The following is a 23252-nucleotide window of genomic DNA, read 5'->3' as shown; positions in this document are numbered from 1 at the left end:
ATTGACTAGGATTGCTGCTACCGGACTCTATGTTGGACAGCTGGGGGACAAGATAAGCAAAAATTCCATTTTTGGATATGCGCTTAAAAAAGGCAAGGAATATATAATAGATGATCCAAGAGTAAATCCGATATGCCAGTTTTGCGGCAGAAGGGATGAATGCAAGGAAGTTGCCGAAGTATGCTCGCCAATACGCCATGAGGGGAGCATAATAGGGGTAATAGGCCTCATAGCGTTTGAGGAAAGCCAAAAGGAAAGGCTTCTTAGAGATAAGAAGGATTTGCTTGTGTTCCTTGAAAGGATGGGGGATCTGATATCGGCAAAGCTTTCGGATGCTGAGAAAAACGAAAAAATTGAGCTGTTGGTAAAAGAACTACAGGTGATTATTGATTCGTTCGACAAGGGTGTTGTTTTTGTCAATAGAGCTGGAATCATTTTGCGTTCAAACGAAAAGGCAAAAAAAATATTGAGTAAAACCGGTTCCGGAGAGTGGGAGAAAGCACTCAAGGATTTCGTTGACTATGTGCTGGGGCTGAAAAGGAATTCAAATGAAAATAGTCCATTGCGCAATAGGGAATATGTATCTAAGAAGGACAACGGAAGAAATCGCCTTATCTTCGACGTAAACATTATGCGGACCGTCGGTGAGACGGTTGGATTTCTAATAAGCTTCAACAGCAAGGACGATGTCCTGAGCGTAGTAAATGATGTCACCGGAGCTGATCCGGATATTACCTTTGATGACATACTTGGGAACAGCGCCGTATTGAACATGACGAAGGAATATGCGGAGAAAGCGTCAAAAAGTACTTCCACAATACTGATACAGGGCGAAAGCGGCACAGGCAAAGAACTCTTCGCCCGTTCCATTCACTACAAGAGTGACAGAAGGCTGATGCCATTTGTTACAGTCAATTGCGCGGCGATACCTGAAAATTTGCTGGAAAGCGAGCTTTTCGGATACGAAGAAGGCTCTTTCACAGGAGCCGTGCGAGGAGGAAAGACAGGCAAATTTGAATTGGCAGACAAGGGCACAATATTCTTGGATGAAATTGGCGATATGCCTATACATCTACAGAAAAAGCTCCTCCGGGTTTTGCAGAACAACACTATCGAGAAAATTGGAGGAAAGCATTATTTTAAGGTCGATATACGTGTTATCGCGGCAACAAACAAGAACATTGAAAAGGTAGTAGAGGAAGGTGCTTTCAGGGAAGACCTGTTCTACCGTCTTAGCGTAATACCTCTGACAATACCTCCTTTGCGGGCGCGAAAAGACGACGTATCCATACTCGCGGATTTCTTTGTAAAAAAATACAGCGAAAAATTTCACAAGGAAATTAAGGAGATACAGCAGGATGTCATTATGGTTTTTAAATCCTATGACTGGCCTGGGAATGTGCGCGAGCTTGAAAATGCAGTGGAATATTCTGTAAACATGTGCAACGGGGAAAGCATATCATTAAAGGATATACCCAAGCGCATTTTGAAAAGTAGGGCTTCAAATAAGAGGCAGAATACAAATACGGAAGCTGTTGCAATAAGAAGGCTTGAAACCTTGGAACAATTCGAAATAGAAAGAGCCCTAAAGAAGCATGGGCACAATGAACGAGGCATAAAACTTTGCGTGAGCGATTTAGGCATCAGCAGGGCTACGCTTTACCGCAAAATAAAAAAATACGACATATAGTATCAAAATGAGATAATAGTATCAATATGAGATCATTATCACATATATTAGTCTCATATTGATACCATGCAACCGGAAAAGGCTTTAATCACAGTGTTTTAGCTTTGGCATGATAGTTGCTTGATAATAGGGAAACTACTATTATCACTATTATGGGGAGGCGTATAAATGGAACTAAATGAAATGATAATAAGGACACTTGAAAGAGAAGTCGTACCGGCAATGGGATGTACTGAGCCTGTTGCAGTATCGCTTGGATGCGCTAAAGCCAGAGAAGCTGCGGCAGGCAAGGGCAAGATTAAGTCTTTGGATGTAAAGGTCAGCGCAAATATATATAAGAACGGAATGGGTGTAGGCGTCCCTGGAACAAACGGTGAAGTTGGACTGCAGATTGCTGCGGCTCTTGGAGTTACCGGCGGTCATTCGGAAAAAGGATTGAATCTGCTTTCGGATATTGATGAAAAGGCGCTTGCAGAAGCCAAGAGAATGGTTGAGAGTGGAATGGTTCATATCGAAGAGTCCAATGTCAAAGATGGAGTATATGTGGATAGTATATTGACCTATGAAAAAGGCTTTGCTCGTTCGATAATAAAATCAAGACACGATAGATTCATAAAAGTGGAAACGGACGAGGGTGTCATATTTGAGGAAAGCACAGAACCTGGAGTGAAAAAGGATGCATTCGACAATGGAGCAATCTATGAAATGACAATCAAGGAATTGATTGAATTGATTGAATCAATGAGCTTCGAAGATCTTGCGTTTATGCTCGACGGAATAAAAATGAACAAGAAAATTTCATTCACGGCTATGGACAATGAAATAGGCATGGGAATAGGATATAAATATAAAAAGAAACTCGAAAACGGAGAACTTTCTGACGATCTCTTAAATAGGGCTATGATATATACGGCATCCGGAACAGATGCCAGAATGTCAGGAATAAGCATGCCGGTAATGAGTAGCAGCGGAAGCGGAAACCATGGTTTAACAGCCACTCTTCCTCTTGCGGCTTATGCTTCGCTCAATGAGGTATCGGACGAGAAGCTTTGCAAGGCATTGGCAATCAGCCATATGATTACAAGCTACATAAAAAAATATACAGGACGTCTTTCGGCGCTTTGCGGATGTGGTGTTGCTGCGGGAACGGCTGTCAGCGGCGCGCTTGTATGGATAATGGGTGGAACCCAAGAGCAAATAGAGGGTGCAATAAGCAACATGATAGCGAGCATTTCGGGAATGGTATGCGACGGAGCAAAGCTTGGCTGTGCGCTCAAGCTTGTGACTGCATCATCAAGTGCAGTTTACTTTGCAAACATGTCAATGGATGGAATCATCGTTCCAGCATACAACGGACTTGTTGGCAAGAACGTAGAGGAATCCATCAAGAGCATGGGTAAGCTGGCAGCCGACGGAATGGTCATAACCGACAAGGTAATATTGAAGCGCATGGTTGAAATGGATCTGCAGCATGTACATGTATGCCTCTGATTGACAAAGGTTTGACCCTGCTTTAGAATAGTTATTGACAGCAAAAGAAAGAGCTTTGTCAATATGGAGGTATTTAATGGACGTTGAATCCAAAAGAAAAGAAGTGTTGTTCACTCGCGAGGAAATACAAAAAAGAGTGAAAGAAATGGGATTACAAATTCGTTCCGACTACGAAGGCAAGAAGCTTATTACAGTTTCGCTTTTGAAAGGAAGCTTTGTTTTTACCGCAGATTTGGTAAGGGAAATAGATTTGCCTATTAGGGTAGAATTCATGACAACCTCGAGCTATGGGCATGCGACGGTAAATTCAGGCAAAGTGAAAATAGTGCAGGACATTGAAGCCGATTTGTCCGATTACGATGTTCTAGTGGTGGATGACATAGCGGATTCGGGAGTGACTCTAGATTTCATAATGAAGCACTTGGCCGGAAAGAATCCCAAGAGCCTTGCATCCTGCGTGCTTCTTGATAAACCATCGAGAAGGGTGACGGAGATAGAGGCGGACTATGTGGGATTTACCATTCCTGACAAGTTTATAGTGGGGTACGGTTTAAACTACGGGCATTATTATAGGAATGTGCCTTATATATTCGCATTTGTAGACTAACTCAGGCAGATGACAATTACTAATTCCGGCGTTACAATATGAAAACCGTTCTGTCCACGTATAAATGATAGCATGCAGTTGGCAGTAGGCAGTAAATACAAAAACATAGGACAAAACTAAAGAAATGAAAAGCAGGCATCCGAATTATGTGAAATGGATGCCTGTAGTTTTTTCTTTTTATGCTTATTATCAAGGCGTATTCCTAATTTTGCGAGTTGAGCGTATATATATTTATTTTCTCAAACCGACGAGAATCATATAAGCTTACGGCGCTAAAAAAAACCGACGATGTGAGCATGTTATGCCATCCAACGTCGGTTTTTCATGAGTATAGCTTTAGATATTTTCCATTTGTTCTATTTGACTTACTAGTTTATTTGGGCCGAAGAGAACTTACTGCTTCAAGGCGTATCCGGAGTTTTGTGATGTGATCGTATATATTAACTTCTTTCAAACCGACGAGAATCATATAAGTTCAAGGCGCTAAAAAAACCCGTCGAGTTGAGCGTATATAAATATACGTAATCGAGCGGGTTTTTTTAAGCAACGATGAAATTGCTGATTCTCGTCGGTTTGCTAGCCTCGAAGATCGTCGAGGAGTCTAGTCTTGTCTATAGTCTTGGCGTCTTTCATTTTGATTACTCTTGCAGGTGTTCCGGCTACGACTGAATCGGCGGGAACATCCTTTGTTACGACTGCTCCGGCCGCAACGACTGCGCCCTTTCCTATGCGAACGCCTTCAAGCACGACAACGTTAGCACCAATGAGTACATCATCCTCTACTATTACAGGGGTTGCGCTCGGCGGCTCAAGAACACCGGCTATTACGGAGCCTGCACCAACATGCACATTCTTGCCTATGGTAGCCCTTGCTCCTAAAACGGCGTTCATGTCGATCATCGTTCCTTCTCCGACTTCGGAGCCTATGTTGATTACGGCTCCCATCATTATGACAGCGTTCTTGCCTATTTTTACTCTGTCTCTTATGACTGCTCCCGGCTCTATGCGTGCGTCTATGCCTTTAAGGTCCAGCATAGGGATTGCTGAGTTTCGTCGGTCGTTCTCTAGGTGATAGTAATCTATAAGTTCTGCGTGTCCATCAAGGAATTCCGCTATTGCGGCGTTTTCACCAACGAGCACCCAGAATTCGTCTGCACCGAAGACCTTGAAGTCATCGGTTGCAATTATTCCCTCAAGATTACCCTTTATATATACCTTGACAGGAGTGCTCTTCTTGGAATCCTTAATGAATTTTGCTATTTGATACGGATCGGTCATGTCGTAGTTTTCGTTCATATCCATCATCCTTTCAAGATTGAATTCATGTCATAAAGCCCTGGGCCTCTTACGGAAAGGAATTCCGCAGCCTTTACGGCTCCCTCGGCAAAAACATTTCGCGACGTTGCGCTGTGGCGAATTTCGATTATTTCATCGTTTCCGGCAAATATTACAGTGTGTTCCCCTACGATGGTTCCGCCTCTAACGGCATGAATTCCTATCTCGTCGGGTTTGCGCTTTGCATCTTTGCCATGCCTTCCATAAACGAATGATCCATCGGCGCTTTTTTCGCTTTCGATGCCTTGGGCTATCATAAATGCGGTTCCGCTTGGCGCATCCACTTTACGGTTGTGGTGTTTTTCGATTATTTCCACATCGAAATTGTCTCCAAGTACTGAGGTTGCCCTTTTTGCCAAATCTATAAGTAGATTGATTCCAAGGGACATGTTGCCGCTCCTGAATATTGCTACTTTTTCAGATGCAATGTTTATTGCTTTTGTCAATTCATCGTCTATTCCGGTGGTGCAGATGACGGCTGGTGTTTGTTTATCGACGCAGTATTTCAAAACATTTGGCACAACCGAAAAATGCGAAAAATCGATCACAACATCGGCTTTTTCGGTGGAAAGGTCCAAAGATTGGTATAATGGGAATTTGAAATCAGAAGGATCAGCGAAAGCGTCGACACCGCAGACCACTTGCATATTCTTATTTTTTTTTACAATTTCTGCAACCACGGCGCCCATCTTGCCGCCTGCTCCGTTAAGTAGTATTCTAATCATGGCATTCACCTACAGCAATCCGTAAAGACGCATTTGTTCCTTGAGATTTTCAAGGGGTCCTTCGGACATTTCGCAAAGCGGGAGCCTGAATCCGCCAACATCTTTACCCATAAGATTTAGAGCCGTCTTGATTGGAATCGGGTTTACTTCCTTGAAGAGCGCATCTATCAGAGCTTTCATTTTAAGCTGCAGCTCGCAGGCGCCTTTAAGGTCTCCTGCATGAAACTTCATTACCATGTCGTGTGTATCCTTTGGCGCTATGTTTGCTACAACCGAGATGACGCCGTCTCCTTTTACCGACAGAAGCGGAACAATCATGTCGTCGTTTCCGGAGTAAATGTAGAAGTCGTCCGGTACGAGTCTTGCTATTTCAACCACCTGGGCTATGTCTCCGCTAGCTTCCTTTACTCCTTGTATGTTCGGATGCTTTGCAAGTTCCGCAACAGTTTCAGGAAGTATGTTGACTCCGGTTCTGCCCGGAACATTGTAAACGATTATGGGAAGATTAACGGAATCTGCTATGACCGTATAATGCTTGATAATGCCCTTTTGCGTTCCCTTGTTATAGTATGGAGTTACAATCAAAAGTCCGTCTACTCCTACCGATTCGGCGAACTTGCTCATCTCTATTGCGTGCTTGGTATTATTGCTTCCTGTTCCGGCAATCACGGGGATTCGTCCGGCAACCTTTTCAACCGCAAAACGTATGGTTTCCATTTGTTCTTCTTTGTCCATTGTAGTGGCTTCGCCGGTGGTTCCGCAAATGATTATGGCATCGGTTGATTCCTCAATCTGCCAATCAATCATTTCGCCAAGCTTTTCGAAATTGATGCTTTCGTCTCCGTTGAAGGGAGTAACGATAGCAACTCCTGAACCTTTGAATAATGACATAATATCACCTTTCCTTTCAATGGTTTTCCTTTAGAGAGATTCAACCAACTTTTCAGCTATCTGTATGGTATTGGTTGCAGCGCCCTTGCGGATGTTGTCTGCTACAACCCAAAGATTAAGACCGTTTTTAATGCTGAAGTCCCTGCGTATTCTGCCCACATAGACAGGATCGGTTCCGGCTGCTATTGATGCAAGGGGATAGATGTTTTCCGAAACATTGTCCATAAGCACTATGCCGTCGGCGTCTTCCATGAGTTTTTTGATATCCTCCACCTCAAACGGCTTCTTGAGCTGCACGTTGATGGATTCACTGTGGCTGTAGAATACGGGTACCCTTACTGTGGTGGCGGTTATCTTTAGAGTGTCGTCTCCGATTATCTTTTTCGTTTCGTCAATCATTTTCATTTCTTCTTTTGTATACCCGTTTTCAAGGAAAACATCTATATGGGGAAGGCAGTTGTTTGCTATGGGATGGGGATATGCCTTGCACGTGTTGTTGCCCTTGAGGCCTTCTTCTAAATCTGCAACACCTTTTACTCCCGAGCCTGAAACGGCCTGGTATGTTGAGTATACGATTCTTTCGATTCCGTAAGCATCATAAAGAGGCTTTAGAGCGACAACCGCTTGAATAGTCGAGCAGTTGGGGTTTGCGATAATGCCCTTGTTCCATTCTATGTCTCCAGGATTAACCTCCGGAACAACAAGTGGAACCTCGGGATCCATTCTCCAAGCGCTGCTGTTATCTACAACGGTTACGCCTTTCGATGCAGCTATTGGAGCGAAGCGCTTGCTTGTTTCTCCTCCTGCCGAAAAAAGTGCTATGTCGATTTCTCTGTCAAACGAATTCTCGGTCAGCTCTTCGACCTTGTACGTTTTTCCTTTGCAAGTAAGTTCTTTGCCTGCCGATCTTGCCGATGCGAAGAGATAGAGGTTTTCATAAGGAAAATCCCTGTCCTCGAGAACTTTAAGAAATGTTCTTCCTACCATGCCGGTTGCTCCGACTACTGCGATGTTTACTTTTTTCATTTTAGTATCCTCCTATGTGTTAATAATAATATAACCAGGAACAAAAAAACAGCCAAAGCAAAAGTACTTTGACTGATTCGTATCAAAATATCTCTTGCCCTCTGTAAGTTAGCGCTTGGCTGCAAGGGTGGGCACCTATGCAACAAAAGTACCATGTCTCTTAAACAAGATACCAGGCAATTGTCCTGGGGAGAACCATTGTCTTCGGCGAATGCACCTTTCACATGGATTGAGACACCCCAATCTAATCCATGATACTTATTGAAATTCGCTCCTCTAAATTACAACCTAAAGAATGACTATTGAATTGTCTCTATTTAATCTATATTCTATACTTTGAAGCCATATTTGTCAACAGAACTGACAATAGGCGAGTATGCATTTCCTTTATGGGATAATTATACTATAATAATAGAGACATTAACGAAGGAGAATAGTATTATGAAAATAAAAAATGACTATAAAGATTTGCTGCTTAGAATAAGAGGAGACCTGCACAAGATTCCCGAAATGGGTTTCAAGGAATTCAAGACAAGCGATTATATAGAAAGCCGCTTAAAAAAGCTTTCTCCGGACCGGTTGGAAAGGGTTGCTAAAACCGGTTGGATAGCTTTTTTTAAGGGTAATGGAGACGGAAGGACATTGGCCTTTAGGTCAGACATGGATGGTTTGCCGGTAGAGGAGTGCAAAGGGCATAAAACGAGGTCAGAACATCCTGGGATGATGCATGCCTGCGGTCATGACGGACATATGGCAATACTGCTTACTTTTGCAGAGTTCATATCTTTAAACCGTGGAAAAATCAAGGACAATCTTGTGCTTGTATTCCAGCCGGCTGAAGAGGGACCCGGCGGAGCGGAAATTATTGCAGACTCAAAGGTCTTTAGGGATATGAAAATAGATGAAATATATGGACTTCACCTCTTTCCGTTTCTTGACGAGGGAAAGATAGCGCTTAAGGATGGACCACTTATGGCCCAATCGGGAGAGATAGATGTTTTTGTGCGTGGTAAAAGCGCCCATGGCGCGCAACCCCAGGAAGGCATAGACGCAGTGGTTGCGTCAACGGCGTTTATATCGGAAGTACAGAAAATCATAAGCAGATTCATTAAACCAATCGAACCGGCAGTCATCACCTTCGGAAAGATTTGGGGTGGAGAAATTCGCAATATAGTAGCGGGTGAAATGTACCTTGAGGGGACGATAAGGACATTCAGCGAAGAGGTATATGTTTCCATAAAAAAACGGATAGACGACATAGCTGATGGAATAGAGACTATATATGGATGCAAGATTGAAATCGTATTTAGGGACATGTATCCACCGGTTGTAAACGACAAAAAAGTAGTGGAAAGATTCAGGAATGCTTACGATGGAGAAGTTGTAGACATAGAGCCCCAGATGCTGGCAGAGGATTTTTCATACTACCAGAAGAAAGTTCCCGGTCTGTTTTTGTTCCTTGGAACAAGGAATGAAGAAAAGGGCTATATTAGCCCGCTCCACAGTGAGACATTTGATTTCGATGAATCGGTGCTTGTTAAGGGAGTCAAGGCCTACGCATCGGTGATAGAGTGATGAAGGAGATGAATAGATGAAACGTTTGAGCATTTCTAATGTCAATCTTTTGTATCTCTTCATGGCGCTTTTGCTGATAATATTAGGTTCGTTCGTACAGTCAATAGATGCCGAATCCGGTTTGATAGCAACCGAATTCATACTTGTGCTTTTGCCGGCAGCCTTGTTTGCCATTTGGACACGAGGAGGTATGAAAAAAATATTCAGATTGAACCGACTGTCTCTAAGCGAGGGGATTCTTATAGTATCAATCATATTCCTTTTTTATCCCATTTCGATTACGGGAAATATGATTGTAATTAATCTTCTTGATTCGATAGGCTGGTATAGGCCGATACCGTTTCCATCAGCGAGCAATGTAAATGAATATGCACTGCTCCTCTTTGCTGTTGCTATAAGTGCGGGCATTTGCGAGGAGTTTTTTTTCAGAGGGGTCGTAATGAGAGCCTATGAAAGATACGGACCTAAAAAGGCAATCTTTTGGACGGCTGTTTTGTTCGGGTTTTTTCACTTCAATATTCAAAATCTTTTGGGGCCAATCATGCTTGGAATATTGTTTGGTTATTTTGTTTATGTGACAGATTCGATTTATGCAGGGGTTTTGGCTCATGCCACCCACAATGCATTGTCGGTGACGATAGGATTTTTAAGCGTAATGAACAATAATGAAAGTCCGGGTGCGGGGGCCGCAGCGGAAGGTAGCGTGCTGATAGCTAATGTGGCGACAATAGCTATCGTTATTCTATGCGCATTCGTGGCGGGGGGATTGATAAGGAGACTCAAAAGACGTTCGGTTGAAAAGCTCCGGATGAATAATGATGTAAGACTGGAAGAAGCACATGCGGAAGGTGATTCGACGGCAATGGAGCCGGTTCCATGGTGGGGGTACATTCCCATTTCGATAGTAGGAGTCGTGTATGTTTTGTTTGAAATGGTTTCACGGAGGTAAATATGGATTCATATACGTATTTTGCAAAGTATTATGATTTGCTGATGGAAAGAACCGACTACGATCTTTGGACGGATTATATTGAAGCTATTTTTAGGAAAAGAAAATTCAAGCCGGAAACGGTTCTTGAGTTGGCATGCGGAACCGGGAACATTGCCATTCGGCTTTCCGAGAGGGGATATTCGTGCACAGGGATTGACATATCAGAGTCAATGCTTACTATCGCAGGAGAAAAGGCATCCGCAAAAGGCCTTTACATTCCGTTTTTGCTTCAGGATATGGGCAATCTCGATTACAATAAGAAATCGGATGTGGTGCTTTGCCTTTGCGATGGAATCAACTACATGACCGAGAAGGAAGATGTAATGGACCTGTTCGGAAATGTGGCTGGAATTATCAAGCCCGGTGGTTTATTCATATTCGACATAAGCTCTGAATACAAGCTTTCCACAATTTTGGGTAATAATCTTTATGCAGAAAATAAACCCGAGGTCTCCTATATATGGGAAAACTATTACAATGAACGGAAAAAACTTGTAGAGATGGTTCTGACTTTCTTCGGAAAAGAAGGGGAATTCTATAGCAAACATGAGGAATTTCACCTGCAAAGGGCATACGGCATGGATGAATTGAAGGAGATGCTTTTAAGAGAAGGTTTCGGTAAAATAGAAATCTATGAGACGCTTACATTTGATGGGCCGGTTAGGGAAAGCGAACGAATAACATTTGTCTGCGAATTGTAACGGAAGGAGAAACACATGGAAAGCAAATTAATAAGAGGCACGGCAGAGGCCGGCCAATTCAGGTTTTTCATAGGGGAGACTACTGAGCTGGTCGAAAAGGCCAGAAAAGTACATGGAACCACGGCTGTTTCTTCGGCGGCGCTCGGACGGCTTATTACGGCATCGTCTATGATGGGATGGATGATGAAAGGAAAGAAAGACAAGCTTACGCTTCAAATAAAAGGGGATGGCGTTATTTCCCATATCGTTTCGGTTTCGGATTCCAATGGAACAACCAAGGGCTATGTCTCGAATCCGAATGCCCCATTTAAGCTTAATGAAAACGAAAAGCTGGATGTGGGCGGTTCAATTGGAAGCGGTCAGTTGATTGTTATTCAAGATTTTGGGTTAAAGGAACCGTATATCGGGCGCCTGGATTTGGTTTCAGGTGAGATAGCCGAGGACCTTGCGGCATACTTTATGTATTCAAAACAGGAGCCTTCTGCTGTATCACTTGGGGTTTTCGTAGAAAGGGACCACATAGTAGGAGCGGCTGGAGGGTTTATAATTCAGCCAATGCCAGGTTGCAATCCTTTCCTACTAGACATATTGGAGGACCACATTAAAAGGCTCGATTCCGTAACCGACATTGTAAAGGCGGCAAGCGGAGACGTAAAAAAGATGGCTGAGATAATACTTAAGCCTTTCCAATTTAAAATTCTTGAAGAGAAGGAAGTGGCATATGCCTGTGATTGTAGCAGAAAAAAAGTGGAGAAGGCGGTAATCAGTTTGGGCAAAAGTGAAATAATCAAGATGATAGAGGAAGACGGACAGGCGGAAGTAAATTGCCATTTCTGCAATACCAAATACGTAATAGACAGCGCACGGCTGAAAAAATTGCTTGACGAGGCAACATCATCTTGACGGATAAGCGAGGATTTTGTAGAATAGGGATTGAATTTCATAGAGGATAAATTTAGGGGAAGAGGCTAAGTACTGTTGACATAACTCTATGAATATTTATATATATCTCTTTATCAAACATTGGAAGATGATTAAGGAGTTGTTGGAAAATGATACTGGCGAATAAAGTTAGATTATCTCCAACTGAAGAGCAAGAACAGAAGTTGTGGCAATCAGCTGGTACTGCTAGGTTCATATATAATTGGACATTAAATCGACAGGAAGAAAATCATGAAAATGAAGGCAAGTTCATCTCTGATAATGATTTAAGAAAAGAATTGACAATATTAAAGAAAACCGAACTTACTTGGCTTAGTGAAGTATCTAACAATATAGCAAAACAAGCGGTTAAAGATGGTTGTGGAGCTTATATTAAGTTCTTTAAAGGATTATCAGATAAACCTCGATTCAAGAGTCGAAGAAGATCCAAGCCTTCTTTCTATAATGACACTTCAAAGCTTAAAATTAAAGAAAGTTCTGTGCTAATCGAAAAAGAATTACCTGTTGTTGAATTGACGGGTGAGAGTATTGGTATTGATGTTGGAATCAAAGATTTAGCAATATGCTCAAATGGAATGACATTCAAAAATATAAACAAAACAGTAGCAGTTAAACAACTTGAAAAAAGGTTGCGTAGATTACAACGCAGGGTATCAGGCAAATACCAAAAAAACAAAGAAGGGAGTAAGTTCGTCAAAACAAGTAATATTGTAAAACTTGAAAAGCAGATTAGATTACTTCATAGAAGATTAACAAACATAAGAAGTAATTATAATCACCAAACAACGAATCAGATAGTGAAAACCAAGCCATCAAGGGTTGTTATGGAAACGCTTAACATCAAGAGAATGATGAAGAACAAGCATTTATCAAAAGCAATAGCAAAACAAGGATTGTCTGAATTTAAAAGGCAAATGAAGTATAAATGTGAGTTCAATGGAATCGAGTTTGTAGAAGCTGACAAATGGTTTCCATCATCAAAGACTTGTAGTGAGTGTGGACATGTAAAAGAAAAACTTTCACTGTCTGAAAGGACATATATCTGTGAGGAATGTGGTTGTGTTATAGACAGAGATTATAACGCAAGCATCAATTTATCAAGATATGAATTAGTAAGCTAATCACTTAAAAGATGCTACTAATATGTACCATGCGTTGTATGGGAATTTAAGCCCTCGGAGTGTTAGATCAAACGAAAGTAGCTCATTCTTCGGAATAGCCAAATCGAACACGTTGAACAGGGAATTAAACAAACTTATAGAGTTTTATAATGTTTTGGCAACGGTTTTTATGGATATATATTACCGTTTAATTTTTATGGCGATTGTTGGAGCTATTATAGGATGGTCTACTAATGTCACGGCCATTAAGATGATTTTTAGGCCCATTAAGCCAATAAGGATTCCTATTTTGGGATTTACCTTACAGGGACTGATACCAAAGAGAAGAGGCGAAATAGCAAAAAACATTGCTGATACAGTCGAGAAGGAACTTGTTTCTCTTGAAGAGATTATAGATGAATTGGTTAACGACGATAGCAAGGAACAGATTTTCGCTTTAATCAAAAACAAGCTGAAGAATGTTGCTGATGAAAGATTTCCTTCTTTCATACCGTTTACATTTAAAATCATGATTTTGGATCATATAAACAAGATTATAGATGAAGAGAGCGAAGGCGCAATCAATGAAATGACTGAAATGCTTGTGCATAAGGCGATTGAAAAGGTTAGCATATCGGATATGATAGAAGAAAAAATAAACATGGCCGATTATAATAAGATAGAGGAAATTATTTTGACAATAGCAAAGAAGGAATTAAAGCATATTGAGCTTCTAGGCGGGGTTATAGGACTGTTGATAGGCTTGGCGCAGGGATTGATAGTGATTCTTGTATAGAATATAGACAATTTAATTGTAACGTAGAAAAATCGTGATAAGCCACTATTAGTAATGGCTTTCACGATTTCTTTTTTTGAGTTTAAATAATTAACGAAATGGGGATGGGGGCTATATCGTTGATCCAGTCCATAAAAGCTATAAATAGATTTCAATTGTGCCCATATATGTCCACAATAAGGGGTAAAATAAAAATGAATAATGATAATTGTCAAAATTTAAAAATAAATGGTAATGGTGATATAATAAAATATGGAATAGTTTACATTTATGGAGGGACATATGGCTTATTATGGACATTCTGGGGAAAATCTCGATAAAAGCGATTGGCAAACATTAAAGGATCATTTGGTTAATGTTTCGGAAATGGCGGGAAAATTTGCAGAAGGTTTTGGTGCGAAAGAAATGGCGGAAATGGCTGGTATTTTACACGATATCGGCAAGTATTCTAACGCATTTCAATCGAGACTTGAGGGTTCGGGAATAAGAGTCAATCATTCAACAGCGGGAGCAAAAGAGGCTTTTGCTATGTGCGGTAAATTGTGGGGAACGTCATTGGCGTATGCGATATCGGGGCACCATGGTGGTATTCCAAATGGCGGCAAAGTTTCTCCTTCTGATTTACACGGAAGATTGCAATCTGAAGTCAAAGATTACTCGGCATATAAATCAGAGATTTTCAGTTTGTTGAATGATGATTGGAACAAACCGAGAATGGAAATTGAAAATAAAATTGTTGCCTTTCAAATGGCGAATCTTGTTAGGATGGTTTATTCATGCTTGGTAGATGCGGATTTCTTAGATACTGAAAGCGTGCTTGATGAGAAAAGGTCACATATGCGAAAGTGCAGCGAGTCTATAGAGGAACTCTTCCATAGATTTGAAAAACATATGGATATACTGCAAAATAATGCTTCGAGTACTTCGATTAATAGCCAGCGCAGGCATATTTACGATTGTTGTTATAAAAAAGGTTTAAACGACAGAGGATTATTCAGCTTAACTGTGCCTACGGGGGGAGGAAAGACATTATCTTCCATGGCTTTTGCTTTACGGCACGCGAAGAAACATGGCTTAAAACGAATTATTTATGTAATTCCTTTTACGAGCATAATTGAACAGAACGCAGATGTTTTTAGGAAAATTTTCGGTGATGAGAATGTATTGGAACATCATAGTTCTTATCAGTTCGAAAATTTTGCAAATGCAAATGAAAACTCAATTGATGATTTACAGAGAAGTTTACGTTTGGCGACAGAGAATTGGGAGTCCCCTGTTGTTGTTACTACAAATGTGCAGTTTTTTGAATCGTTATTTTCAAATAAACCTTCAAAATGCAGAAAGTTACATAATATTGCTAATAGTGTGATTATATTGGATGAAGCACAAATGCTTCCATTTGAGTACTTGAAACCGGCTGTTTCAATGCTTGGGGATTTTGTGATGAATTATCATTCTTCTGTTGTTTTATGTACAGCTACTCAACCATCTCTAAACCCTTTTTTTTCGGATAGGCTTAATATTTCTGAAATCATTGATAATCAGGAAGAATTGACCAAAGATTTCAAAAGGGTTTCTGTTTATTATATCGATATGTTTTCAAATGAAAAACTAAAAGAACGAATATTGAGCGAGCATCAAGTGCTTTGCATAGTAAATACTAGAAGACATGCGGCGGCGCTTTATAGGTTGATGGAAGGAGAAAGGGGAGTAATACATTTAAGCGCAAGGATGTGCCCTGCGCATCGAAGAGAAGCGTTAAAAAGAATAAAAACACTATTGAGTGAAAATGCTGAATGTCGCGTGGTTTCGACGCAACTCGTTGAAGCGGGAGTGGATATTGATTTTCCTGTCGTTTATCGAGCATCCGCAGGTCTTGATTCAATTGCGCAGGCGGCAGGCAGATGTAATAGGGAAGGAAAACTCAAAGAAGGAAAAGTATTTGTTTTTGAACCGGAAAAAATGGGGATGCCTGGTGGTTGGTTATCAAGTACAGCGGCTAGGGGCAGGGAAATTATCCGAAGCTTAAAGGCAAATGAAGATGTGCTTGATTCAGGCCCAATACAAAGATATTTTAAACTTTTGTATTGGGAGGACGAGAAGCTTTTGGATAAAAAAAGAATAATGGAGAGGAGCCGACTAGGAGATAAGGATTTCATATATCCCTTTTCCGATATTGCAAAGGATTTTAAACTGATAGAAAACGATATGGTTTCTGTGATTGTTCCTTACGGTTTGAAATCTGATGATTTAAAACACCATAAACTCGAATCAATTTTTAATAAATTAAGGTTTTCAAAATATAAGAAGGGAGTGATTAATGAGTTGCAGCCGTATACCGTACAAGTCTATCGCCATGAATTTAAGAAATTGATTGAGGCGGGAGCATTGGAACAACCGGTTGACGGAATCTATCTGTTGGTAAGAGGCAACCTGTATAAACCGGATATGGGTTTGGAAATCCCAGATGTTGCGTATAGACAGGACGAAGAATTAGTATTTTAGGGGGTGAACGAATGGAGTACGGGATCAGAATTAGAGTTTGGGGAGATTGGGCATGTTTCACAAGACCTGAAATGAAAGTTGAAAGAGTCAGCTACGATGTAATGACACCCTCTGCGGCAAGGGGTATATTAGAGGCAATTCATTGGAAGCCTGCAATTAGTTGGGTTATTGACGCTATTTATGTAGAGAAACCTGTTCGTTTTGAAAATATAAGACGGAATGAGGTTGAAAGCAAGGTTTCTGCATCTAAAGTAAAAAGCGTGATGAACGGTAACGAAGCAAAAAATTTCTTTATTGATATCAACAAAGAGCGTCAACAGAGAGCATCTATGATTTTGAGAGATGTATCATATATTATTGAAGCACATTTCGAAATGACCGATAAGGCTGGAGAAGATGATAATGAAGGAAAGCATCGTGATATTTTTAGAAGAAGGGCGATAGGTGGGAAATGCTTCCATAGACCATATCTTGGCTGCAGGGAGTTCCCGGCAATGTTTGAGTGGGTTGAAGAGAAAAGTGAGATAAAAACAATCAATGAAAGTGGAGATTTGGGATGGATGCTTTTTGACATCGATTTCAAAAATGATATGACGCCAGGGTTCTGCAGGCTTGTTATGAAAGAGGGACGCATAGAAATTCCTTCTAGAAAGGAAGTGTTCTCATGATATTAAAGGCGTTGGCGGACTACTATGATGTGTTGCTTAGTGATGAAAATATAGATATGCCAAAACCGGGTTTCTCAAGCGCAAAGGTTTCCTGCGCTGCTATTATCTCAAGAAATGGTGAATTGGTTGACATAAATGATCTTCGAATAACGAGTGAAAAAGGAAAACTTGTTTCTAGGGACATAAATGTGCCTGCACAAGGGAAAAAGACATGTAATATATGTTCAAATTTCATGAGTGATAATGCTACCTATGTGTTCGGACTTGATATAAAAGGAAAGCCTGAGCGGACACAGCTTGCTGCAGAGGAATTCAAGAGATACAATCTCGAAATATTGGACAATCCGAAAGACGATGCATTGAAACCGTTTTTAGAGTTTTTATCAACGTTCGATATAAGTGGAGAAAACGAATCAAAAATAATTGCACAAAATAGAGAAATACTAGAAGAAGGAGGTAATATTGTTTTCAGGATGGATGGCGAACATAAGTATATTCATCAGCTTGAATCTGTTAAGCAAGCTTGGAATGTGTACATGGAGAGGCTACTAGATTCTGCTGAGCAAGGTCAATGTCTTGTTAGCGGGGAAAAGGGTCCCATTGCAAAACTTCACCCTAGTATCAAGGGAATTGTCGGGGGGCAAGCAACCGGGACATCCTTGGTTTCATTCAACAAAAGATCGTTTGAGTCCTATGGAAAAACCGAAAAGCAGGGGTTTAATGCACCCGTGAGTAATCGAGTTGCTGCTGCGTATACTTCGGCGTTGAACTTTATGACAAGGTCAAGAAACAATCATTTGCGTATTGGTGATGCAACTACTGTATTTTGGGCTGAAAAGTCACATTCAGGAATCGAAGAAAGTGTTTTTGCTGAATTGATTAATCCATCCAATGATGAAAGCAACAAAAAAGAAGGGAAGCAAGTCGATTCCAATGCTCAAAATACAGTAGCAAAGCTTCTTGATAGGGCAAGAAAGGGGCTCCCGATTCTTGAAAAAGCGAATGAAGCTATTAATCCCGAAAGCAAATTCTACATACTAGGCCTTGCGCCTAATGCCTCTCGCGTTTCAATTCGGTTTTGGCATGTAGATAAGTTCGGAACCTTGCTTGAGAATCTCTTAATGCATCAACTTGATATGACAATTGACCGCAAGGATGAAAACAATGTTATTTCAACATGGAAAGTTTTAAAGGAAATAAGTGTTCATAAGGACCTTAAGAATCTTTCGCCATTAATGGCCGGAAAATTGACGGAGGCGATAATTCGCGGAACGCAGTATCCTCAAAGCCTTTATACTGCAGTAATCACAAGAATTAGAGCGGATAATGATGTTAACTACATAAGAGCCGGTTTGATTAAAGCCTGCTTAAAGAGAAAAATGCGTGTATATGATAATAGAAAGGAAGGTGATTTCACCGTGGCTTTGAATCATGACAATAAAAACACAGGATATCTATTAGGTAGATTGTTTGCCGTAATGGAGAAAGCACAGAAAGATGCGCTTGGGGAGAAAATCAACTCGACAATTAAGGATAGATACTTTAGTTCAGCAACTGCAACACCAGGGGCGGTTTTTCCCACATTAGTTAAACTTGCCCAGTATCATATTGAAAAATCTGATTATGGCTATGCTAGGGATAGGGAAATTCAGCAGATTATGCAATCGATAGACAGCTTCCCGGCGCATTTGAATTTAGATGATCAAGGTCAATTTATATTGGGATACTATCATCAAAAGCAATCTTTCTATACAAAAAAAACAGAAGATAAACAAGGAGGAAAATAATGGAAAACAAGATTATTGACAGAAGGTATGAATTTATACTGTATTATGATGTTCAAAATGGGAATCCGAACGGAGATCCGGATGCAGGTAATATGCCTAGAATCGATCCTGAAACTAGCAAAGGCATAGTCACGGATGTTTGCATTAAGCGTAAGGTCAGAAATTATGTTGAATTGGCAAAAAAAAATGAAACAGGATTTAGGATTTATGTTACTGAGGGAGCCGTGTTAAACGAAAAAAACAAGGAGGCCTACATAGTAAACAAATTGAAGCCTGTTTCGAAAAAACTTCCAAAGGAAATTGAGAATTCTATGAAGGTTACTCAATTTATGACAGACAATTTTTATGATATTAGGACATTTGGGGCTGTCATGACAACTGAAATTAATTGTGGACAGGTGAGAGGTCCTGTGCAATTTGGCTTTTCAAGAAGCATTGATCCGATAGTTCAACAGGATATTACAATTACTCGCATGGCTGTTACGAATGAAAAAGATAGGGATAAAGAAAGAACCATGGGAAGAAAACATATAGTGCCCTATGCTCTTTATCGAATGGAAGGATATGTATCTGCTGCGTTTGCTCAAAAGACTGGATTTGGAGAAGCTGATTTGGAACTTCTCTGGGAATCTCTAGAGAATATGTTTGAGCATGATCATTCTGCGGCAAGGGGCAATATGGCAACGAGAAAATTAATTGTTTTTAAGCATGAGAGTGAATTGGGGAATGCTCATGCGCACAAATTATTTGAATTGGTGAAAGCTGAAAACCGTAAGGATGGAATGCCAGCTAGAGCATTTGAAGATTACGAAATAGCTATAGATAAAACAGGAGTTCCCGCCGGTGTTGAGCTTATCGAAAGAATGTAATTGCCTTGGACAAGTATGATGAAAAGATTTACTTGCCTTTGTCAGGCATCCAACATTTTGTATTTTGTAAGCGTCAATGGGCGTTGATTCATATAGAAAGACAATGGAAAGAGAATATGCTAACGGTTGAAGGCAAGAATCTTCATGAAAGGGCAGATGATCCATATGAAAAAGAAAAAAGAAGTGATTTGATTGTTTCAAGGGCAATGCCTTTGATTTCGAAAAAACTAGGTATTCAGGGAGTTGCTGATATTGTTGAATTCGAAAAAACTATAGATGGAAAAGGAATAAGAATTAGAGATTATGATGGCTTTTGGCTACCTCATCCAGTTGAATATAAACGAGGAATACCAAAATCTGATCAGTCTGACGAAGCCCAACTATGTTTGCAGGTTTTATGTCTTGAAGAAATGATGGGCGCAAATATTGATAAAGCATATTTATACTATCACCAGAAACGGAGACGGACAAGAATCAAGATGGAATCTGAATTACGGGAATGGACAGTTTCAATGGCTAAAGAGATGCATGAGCTATTTGAAAAAGGGCTTACGCCACCTGCTGAAAAAAATAAAAAATGTGGCAATTGTTCTATGAAAGAGTTATGCTTTCCTCGCTTGACAAAGAAAGCGAGACCAGTTTCAAATTATATTAATGAAATGATGAAAGAAGGTGAATAATGAGGAAACTTTTGAATACGCTTTATATTACCAATCCGGATGTATACCTTTCAAGAGAAGGAGAACAAGTCGTTGTAAAAAATGAAGGGAAAAAGTCGATTGCTGTACCTATTCACAATCTTGAGGGTATTATAAGTTTCGGTTATTGTGGAGCTAGTCCAGCGTTGATGGGATTATGTGCGGAAAAAGGCGTTTCAGTAACATTTCTAACAGAATATGGTAAATATTTAGCTTCAGTACAAGGACCATTTAGTGGGAATATACTTTTAAGGAAAGAACAATTCAGAATCGCTGAGGATTCTGAAAGGCGATTAGGAGTAAGTGTGAATTTTATTGTTGCGAAAATAATGAATTCACGTACTGTATTGAAGAGAGCAATTAGAGATTACGAAGAAATTGCAGGGAAACAACAAATAAGTTTTGTTGTAGAGAGACTTGGAAGGCAAGCAGAAAATGCTAGACATGCCTTAAATGAAGATGAGCTGAGAGGAATTGAGGGTGATGCGGCAAAAATGTATTTTGGGGTTTTTGATAATCTGATACTTCACGAAAAGGAGTCGTTTTTCTTTCATGGAAGGAGCCGCCGACCGCCTTTAGACAATATGAACGCTTTGCTTTCATTTACATATGTGTTATTGGCTCATGAAGTGAAATCTGCGATAGAAGCAGTAGGACTTGATCCAGCAGCAGGATTTTTCCATAAAGATAGACCAGGTCGTAATGGGTTGGCATTGGATATGATGGAAGAATTAAGAGCGTATTTAGCAGACCGATTTGTACTTTCATTAGTTAATAGAAGACAGGTTTCAGCCAAAGACTTTGTAGTAAAAGAAAATAGGGCAATTTTAATGGATGATGATATGAGGAAAAAACTATTGACAGAATGGCAGAAGCGTAAAAGGATTGATATAAAGCATCCGTATACAAAAGAAAAAATTTCGCTTGGATTGTTGCCATATATTCAAGCACAATTGATGGCAAGATTTATAAGGGGAGATATTGACGGGTATCCGCCGTTTTTATGGAGATGAATAATGCTGATTTTAGTAACATATGATGTTAATACCACTTCTAAAAATGGTGGAAAGCGTTTGAGACATGTAGCAAAATGTTGTGAGAATTATGGACAGAGAGTTCAGAACTCAGTGTTTGAATGTTTAGTTGACCCGGCACAATTTACGGAAATGAAAAATCAATTAGTTTCTATAATTGATGAAAAAGTGGATAGCCTAAGGTTCTATTATCTGGGGGCTAATTGGAAGAATCGAGTGGAACATATTGGCGCGAAGGAAAGCTATGATCCTGAAGGGGTTCTTATCATATGATGCGAACCTTAAGCTACCATTTGTTTTATTATTATGGAAGCATTGGAAAACAAGAGTTAATTAAATCATAAGTCAAAAAAAATAACGCTTCGCGGAAATACTACATTTAATCAAGTAGTATCAAGTATTGTATTGCTATACTGTCGCACCCCTCGCGGGTGCGTGGATTGAAACCCTGGATACAAAGAAAGAGAGCGAGGTAATTCCTGTCGCACCCCTCGCGGGTGCGTGGATTGAAACAATGGAGTTTGGTGTAAAGCCTGCTCAAAATCGTGTCGCACCCCTCGCGGGTGCGTGGATTGAAACAATCACGAAGAAAAAGAAATTACTTTAGATGAAGGTCGCACCCCTCGCGGGTGCGTGGATTGAAACTTTCTTTTAGGACTTGCAAAGAAAGCTATTAAAAGTCGCACCCCTCGCGGGTGCGTGGATTGAAACTCGTTAAACGCTAATAAATCGATATTAATATTAGGTCGCACCCCTCGCGGGTGCGTGGATTGAAACTATTCAGAGCTTGCAGGACAAGAAACACTTGATAGTCGCACCCCTCGCGGGTGCGTGGATTGAAACCAATCAGTAATAGACATCAAGGGTACAAGTGTATGTCGCACCCCTCGCGGGTGCGTGGATTGAAACATATAAAGGTAATGTTGATTCTGATTTTAATGAGGGTCGCACCCCTCGCGGGTGCGTGGATTGAAACTCACATGGACAGCGAGAGTTGCAGCGGGAAAATGGTCGCACCCCTCGCGGGTGCGTGGATTGAAACCTAAGATGGAGGTTAAAGCGCTTACTGATGTTATCGTCGCACCCCTCGCGGGTGCGTGGATTGAAACTATATATCAGATAATAAGCTTAAAGTAAAACAAAGTCGCACCCCTCGTGGGTGCGTGGATTGAAATTGTTTTGCTTTTTGTTGAGCCTTCAAGGAGGTGGTGGTCGCACCCCTCGTGGGTGCGTGGATTGAAATCTGAAACATATTTATATATATTGCCTAAAATTGTGTCGCACCCCTCGTGGGTGCGTGGATTGAAATTGAAATATAATAAGTCGCTTTTATATCCATTTAGTCGCACCCCTCGTGGGTGCGTGGATTGAAATCATTATCGACACTCTCCTTTTGGTTGGTGTTCATGTCGCACCCCTCGTGGGTGCGTGGATTGAAATATCTACCTCAACTACCTTAACTACTGTGCGCTCTCGTCGCACCCCTCGTGGGTGCGTGGATTGAAATATAAACTGCCCATGTTATGTCAGGACTCCCTGACGTCGCACCCCTCGTGGGTGCGTGGATTGAAATATTTTACAGACCTCCATTCATCGTGTTCCTTTTTGTCGCACCCCTCGTGGGTGCGTGGATTGAAATGCTTTCCTTCTTGTCAAAGTCTCGTGTCTTAACTTGTCGCACCCCTCGTGGGTGCGTGGATTGAAATTATTATTTGGCAATTGCATTTATTACGAGCGTTAGTCGCACCCCTCGTGGGTGCGTGGATTGAAATTCCTAACATCGCTTTTGAAACTGCATCAATAGCTTGTCGCACCCCTCGT

At 40.8% G+C, this 23252-nt stretch carries 20 protein-coding genes and 1 CRISPR repeat array; of the genes, 16 read left to right on the top strand and 4 right to left on the bottom strand.

Annotation, left to right across the window (positions count from 1 at the left end; all coding sequences use genetic code 11):
- The 3 genes from JJE29_05775 to hpt all read left to right on the top strand — a co-directional run.
- A partial coding sequence (locus tag JJE29_05775) for a sigma 54-interacting transcriptional regulator (protein ID MBK5252124.1) occupies positions 1-1690 on the top strand: 1690 nt, incomplete at its 5' end.
- Between the two features lie 168 nt (positions 1691-1858).
- Positions 1859-3181, top strand: coding sequence for a serine dehydratase subunit alpha family protein (locus tag JJE29_05770; protein MBK5252123.1), 1323 nt, complete (start codon positions 1859-1861; stop codon positions 3179-3181).
- Between the two features lie 76 nt (positions 3182-3257).
- Positions 3258-3788, top strand: coding sequence for a hypoxanthine phosphoribosyltransferase (gene hpt, locus JJE29_05765; GenBank protein ID MBK5252122.1), 531 nt, complete (start codon positions 3258-3260; stop codon positions 3786-3788).
- A gap of 576 nt (positions 3789-4364) precedes the next feature.
- Here hpt and dapD read toward each other — a convergent pair.
- Genes dapD through JJE29_05745 form a run of 4 tightly spaced genes read right to left on the bottom strand, consistent with a single transcriptional unit; the run spans position 4365 to position 7765 of the window.
- Positions 4365-5084 carry a 2,3,4,5-tetrahydropyridine-2,6-dicarboxylate N-acetyltransferase gene (dapD, locus tag JJE29_05760; protein MBK5252121.1) on the bottom strand — a complete coding sequence of 240 codons (720 nt, stop codon included), beginning with the start codon at positions 5082-5084 and terminating at the stop codon, positions 4365-4367.
- A gap of 5 nt (positions 5085-5089) precedes the next feature.
- The gene (locus tag JJE29_05755) at positions 5090-5848 is read right to left on the bottom strand and encodes a 4-hydroxy-tetrahydrodipicolinate reductase (protein ID MBK5252120.1); all 759 of its coding nucleotides are present in this window, start codon (positions 5846-5848) and stop codon (positions 5090-5092) included.
- A gap of 9 nt (positions 5849-5857) precedes the next feature.
- On the bottom strand, positions 5858-6739 hold the full coding sequence (locus tag JJE29_05750) for a 4-hydroxy-tetrahydrodipicolinate synthase (GenBank protein MBK5252119.1): 882 nt from the start codon (positions 6737-6739) through the stop codon (positions 5858-5860).
- Between the two features lie 30 nt (positions 6740-6769).
- Positions 6770-7765 (bottom strand): aspartate-semialdehyde dehydrogenase, encoded by a 996-nt coding sequence (locus JJE29_05745; protein MBK5252118.1) that lies wholly within the window; start codon positions 7763-7765, stop codon positions 6770-6772.
- Between the two features lie 441 nt (positions 7766-8206).
- Between JJE29_05745 and JJE29_05740 the strand changes: the two genes are divergently transcribed.
- The 13 genes from JJE29_05740 (at position 8207) to cas2 (ending at position 21704) form a co-directional block, all read left to right on the top strand.
- Positions 8207-9340, top strand: coding sequence for an amidohydrolase (locus JJE29_05740; protein MBK5252117.1), 1134 nt, complete (start codon positions 8207-8209; stop codon positions 9338-9340).
- 16 nt (positions 9341-9356) lie between these two features.
- The gene (locus JJE29_05735; GenBank protein ID MBK5252116.1) at positions 9357-10289 is read left to right on the top strand and encodes a CPBP family intramembrane metalloprotease; all 933 of its coding nucleotides are present in this window, start codon (positions 9357-9359) and stop codon (positions 10287-10289) included.
- A 2-nt stretch (positions 10290-10291) separates the two neighbouring features.
- Positions 10292-11032, top strand: a complete 741-nt coding sequence (locus tag JJE29_05730) for a class I SAM-dependent methyltransferase (protein ID MBK5252115.1) — start codon at positions 10292-10294, stop codon at positions 11030-11032.
- 15 nt (positions 11033-11047) lie between these two features.
- A complete protein-coding gene (gene hslO, locus JJE29_05725; protein ID MBK5252114.1) occupies positions 11048-11935 on the top strand; it encodes an Hsp33 family molecular chaperone HslO in 888 nt (295 codons plus the stop codon).
- A 149-nt stretch (positions 11936-12084) separates the two neighbouring features.
- The gene (locus JJE29_05720; protein MBK5252113.1) at positions 12085-13095 is read left to right on the top strand and encodes a transposase; all 1011 of its coding nucleotides are present in this window, start codon (positions 12085-12087) and stop codon (positions 13093-13095) included.
- A 169-nt stretch (positions 13096-13264) separates the two neighbouring features.
- A complete protein-coding gene (locus JJE29_05715) occupies positions 13265-13870 on the top strand; it encodes a DUF445 family protein (GenBank protein MBK5252112.1) in 606 nt (201 codons plus the stop codon).
- A gap of 282 nt (positions 13871-14152) precedes the next feature.
- Positions 14153-16375, top strand: coding sequence for a CRISPR-associated helicase Cas3' (gene cas3, locus JJE29_05710; protein ID MBK5252111.1), 2223 nt, complete (start codon positions 14153-14155; stop codon positions 16373-16375).
- A gap of 11 nt (positions 16376-16386) precedes the next feature.
- The gene (gene cas5c / locus JJE29_05705) at positions 16387-17043 is read left to right on the top strand and encodes a type I-C CRISPR-associated protein Cas5 (GenBank protein MBK5252110.1); all 657 of its coding nucleotides are present in this window, start codon (positions 16387-16389) and stop codon (positions 17041-17043) included.
- Positions 17040-18830 (top strand): type I-C CRISPR-associated protein Cas8c/Csd1, encoded by a 1791-nt coding sequence (gene cas8c / locus JJE29_05700; protein MBK5252109.1) that lies wholly within the window; start codon positions 17040-17042, stop codon positions 18828-18830. Before cas5c ends, cas8c begins: the two co-directional genes overlap by 4 nt.
- Positions 18830-19699: a type I-C CRISPR-associated protein Cas7/Csd2 gene (gene cas7c, locus JJE29_05695; GenBank protein ID MBK5252108.1), complete on the top strand. Its 870-nt coding sequence runs from the start codon at positions 18830-18832 to the stop codon at positions 19697-19699. The genes cas8c and cas7c overlap by 1 nt, the downstream gene beginning before the upstream one ends.
- Before the next feature lie 5 nt (positions 19700-19704).
- On the top strand, positions 19705-20379 hold the full coding sequence (gene cas4, locus JJE29_05690; protein MBK5252107.1) for a CRISPR-associated protein Cas4: 675 nt from the start codon (positions 19705-19707) through the stop codon (positions 20377-20379).
- A complete protein-coding gene (gene cas1c / locus JJE29_05685; protein MBK5252106.1) occupies positions 20379-21410 on the top strand; it encodes a type I-C CRISPR-associated endonuclease Cas1 in 1032 nt (343 codons plus the stop codon). Before cas4 ends, cas1c begins: the two co-directional genes overlap by 1 nt.
- A gap of 3 nt (positions 21411-21413) precedes the next feature.
- Positions 21414-21704 (top strand): CRISPR-associated endonuclease Cas2, encoded by a 291-nt coding sequence (gene cas2, locus JJE29_05680; protein ID MBK5252105.1) that lies wholly within the window; start codon positions 21414-21416, stop codon positions 21702-21704.
- Between the two features lie 142 nt (positions 21705-21846).
- A CRISPR array of direct repeats spans positions 21847-23202; the repeat unit is 31 nt; unit sequence GTCGCACCCCTCGCGGGTGCGTGGATTGAAA.
- Positions 23203-23252: the final 50 nt, after the last annotated feature.

The organism is Peptostreptococcaceae bacterium (assembly GCA_016649995.1).
Classification (GTDB): Bacteria; Bacillota; Clostridia; order Peptostreptococcales; family BM714; genus BM714.
The sequence above is the reverse complement of the archived record's forward strand: the minus strand, read 5'-3'. Positions and strand labels throughout refer to the sequence as shown.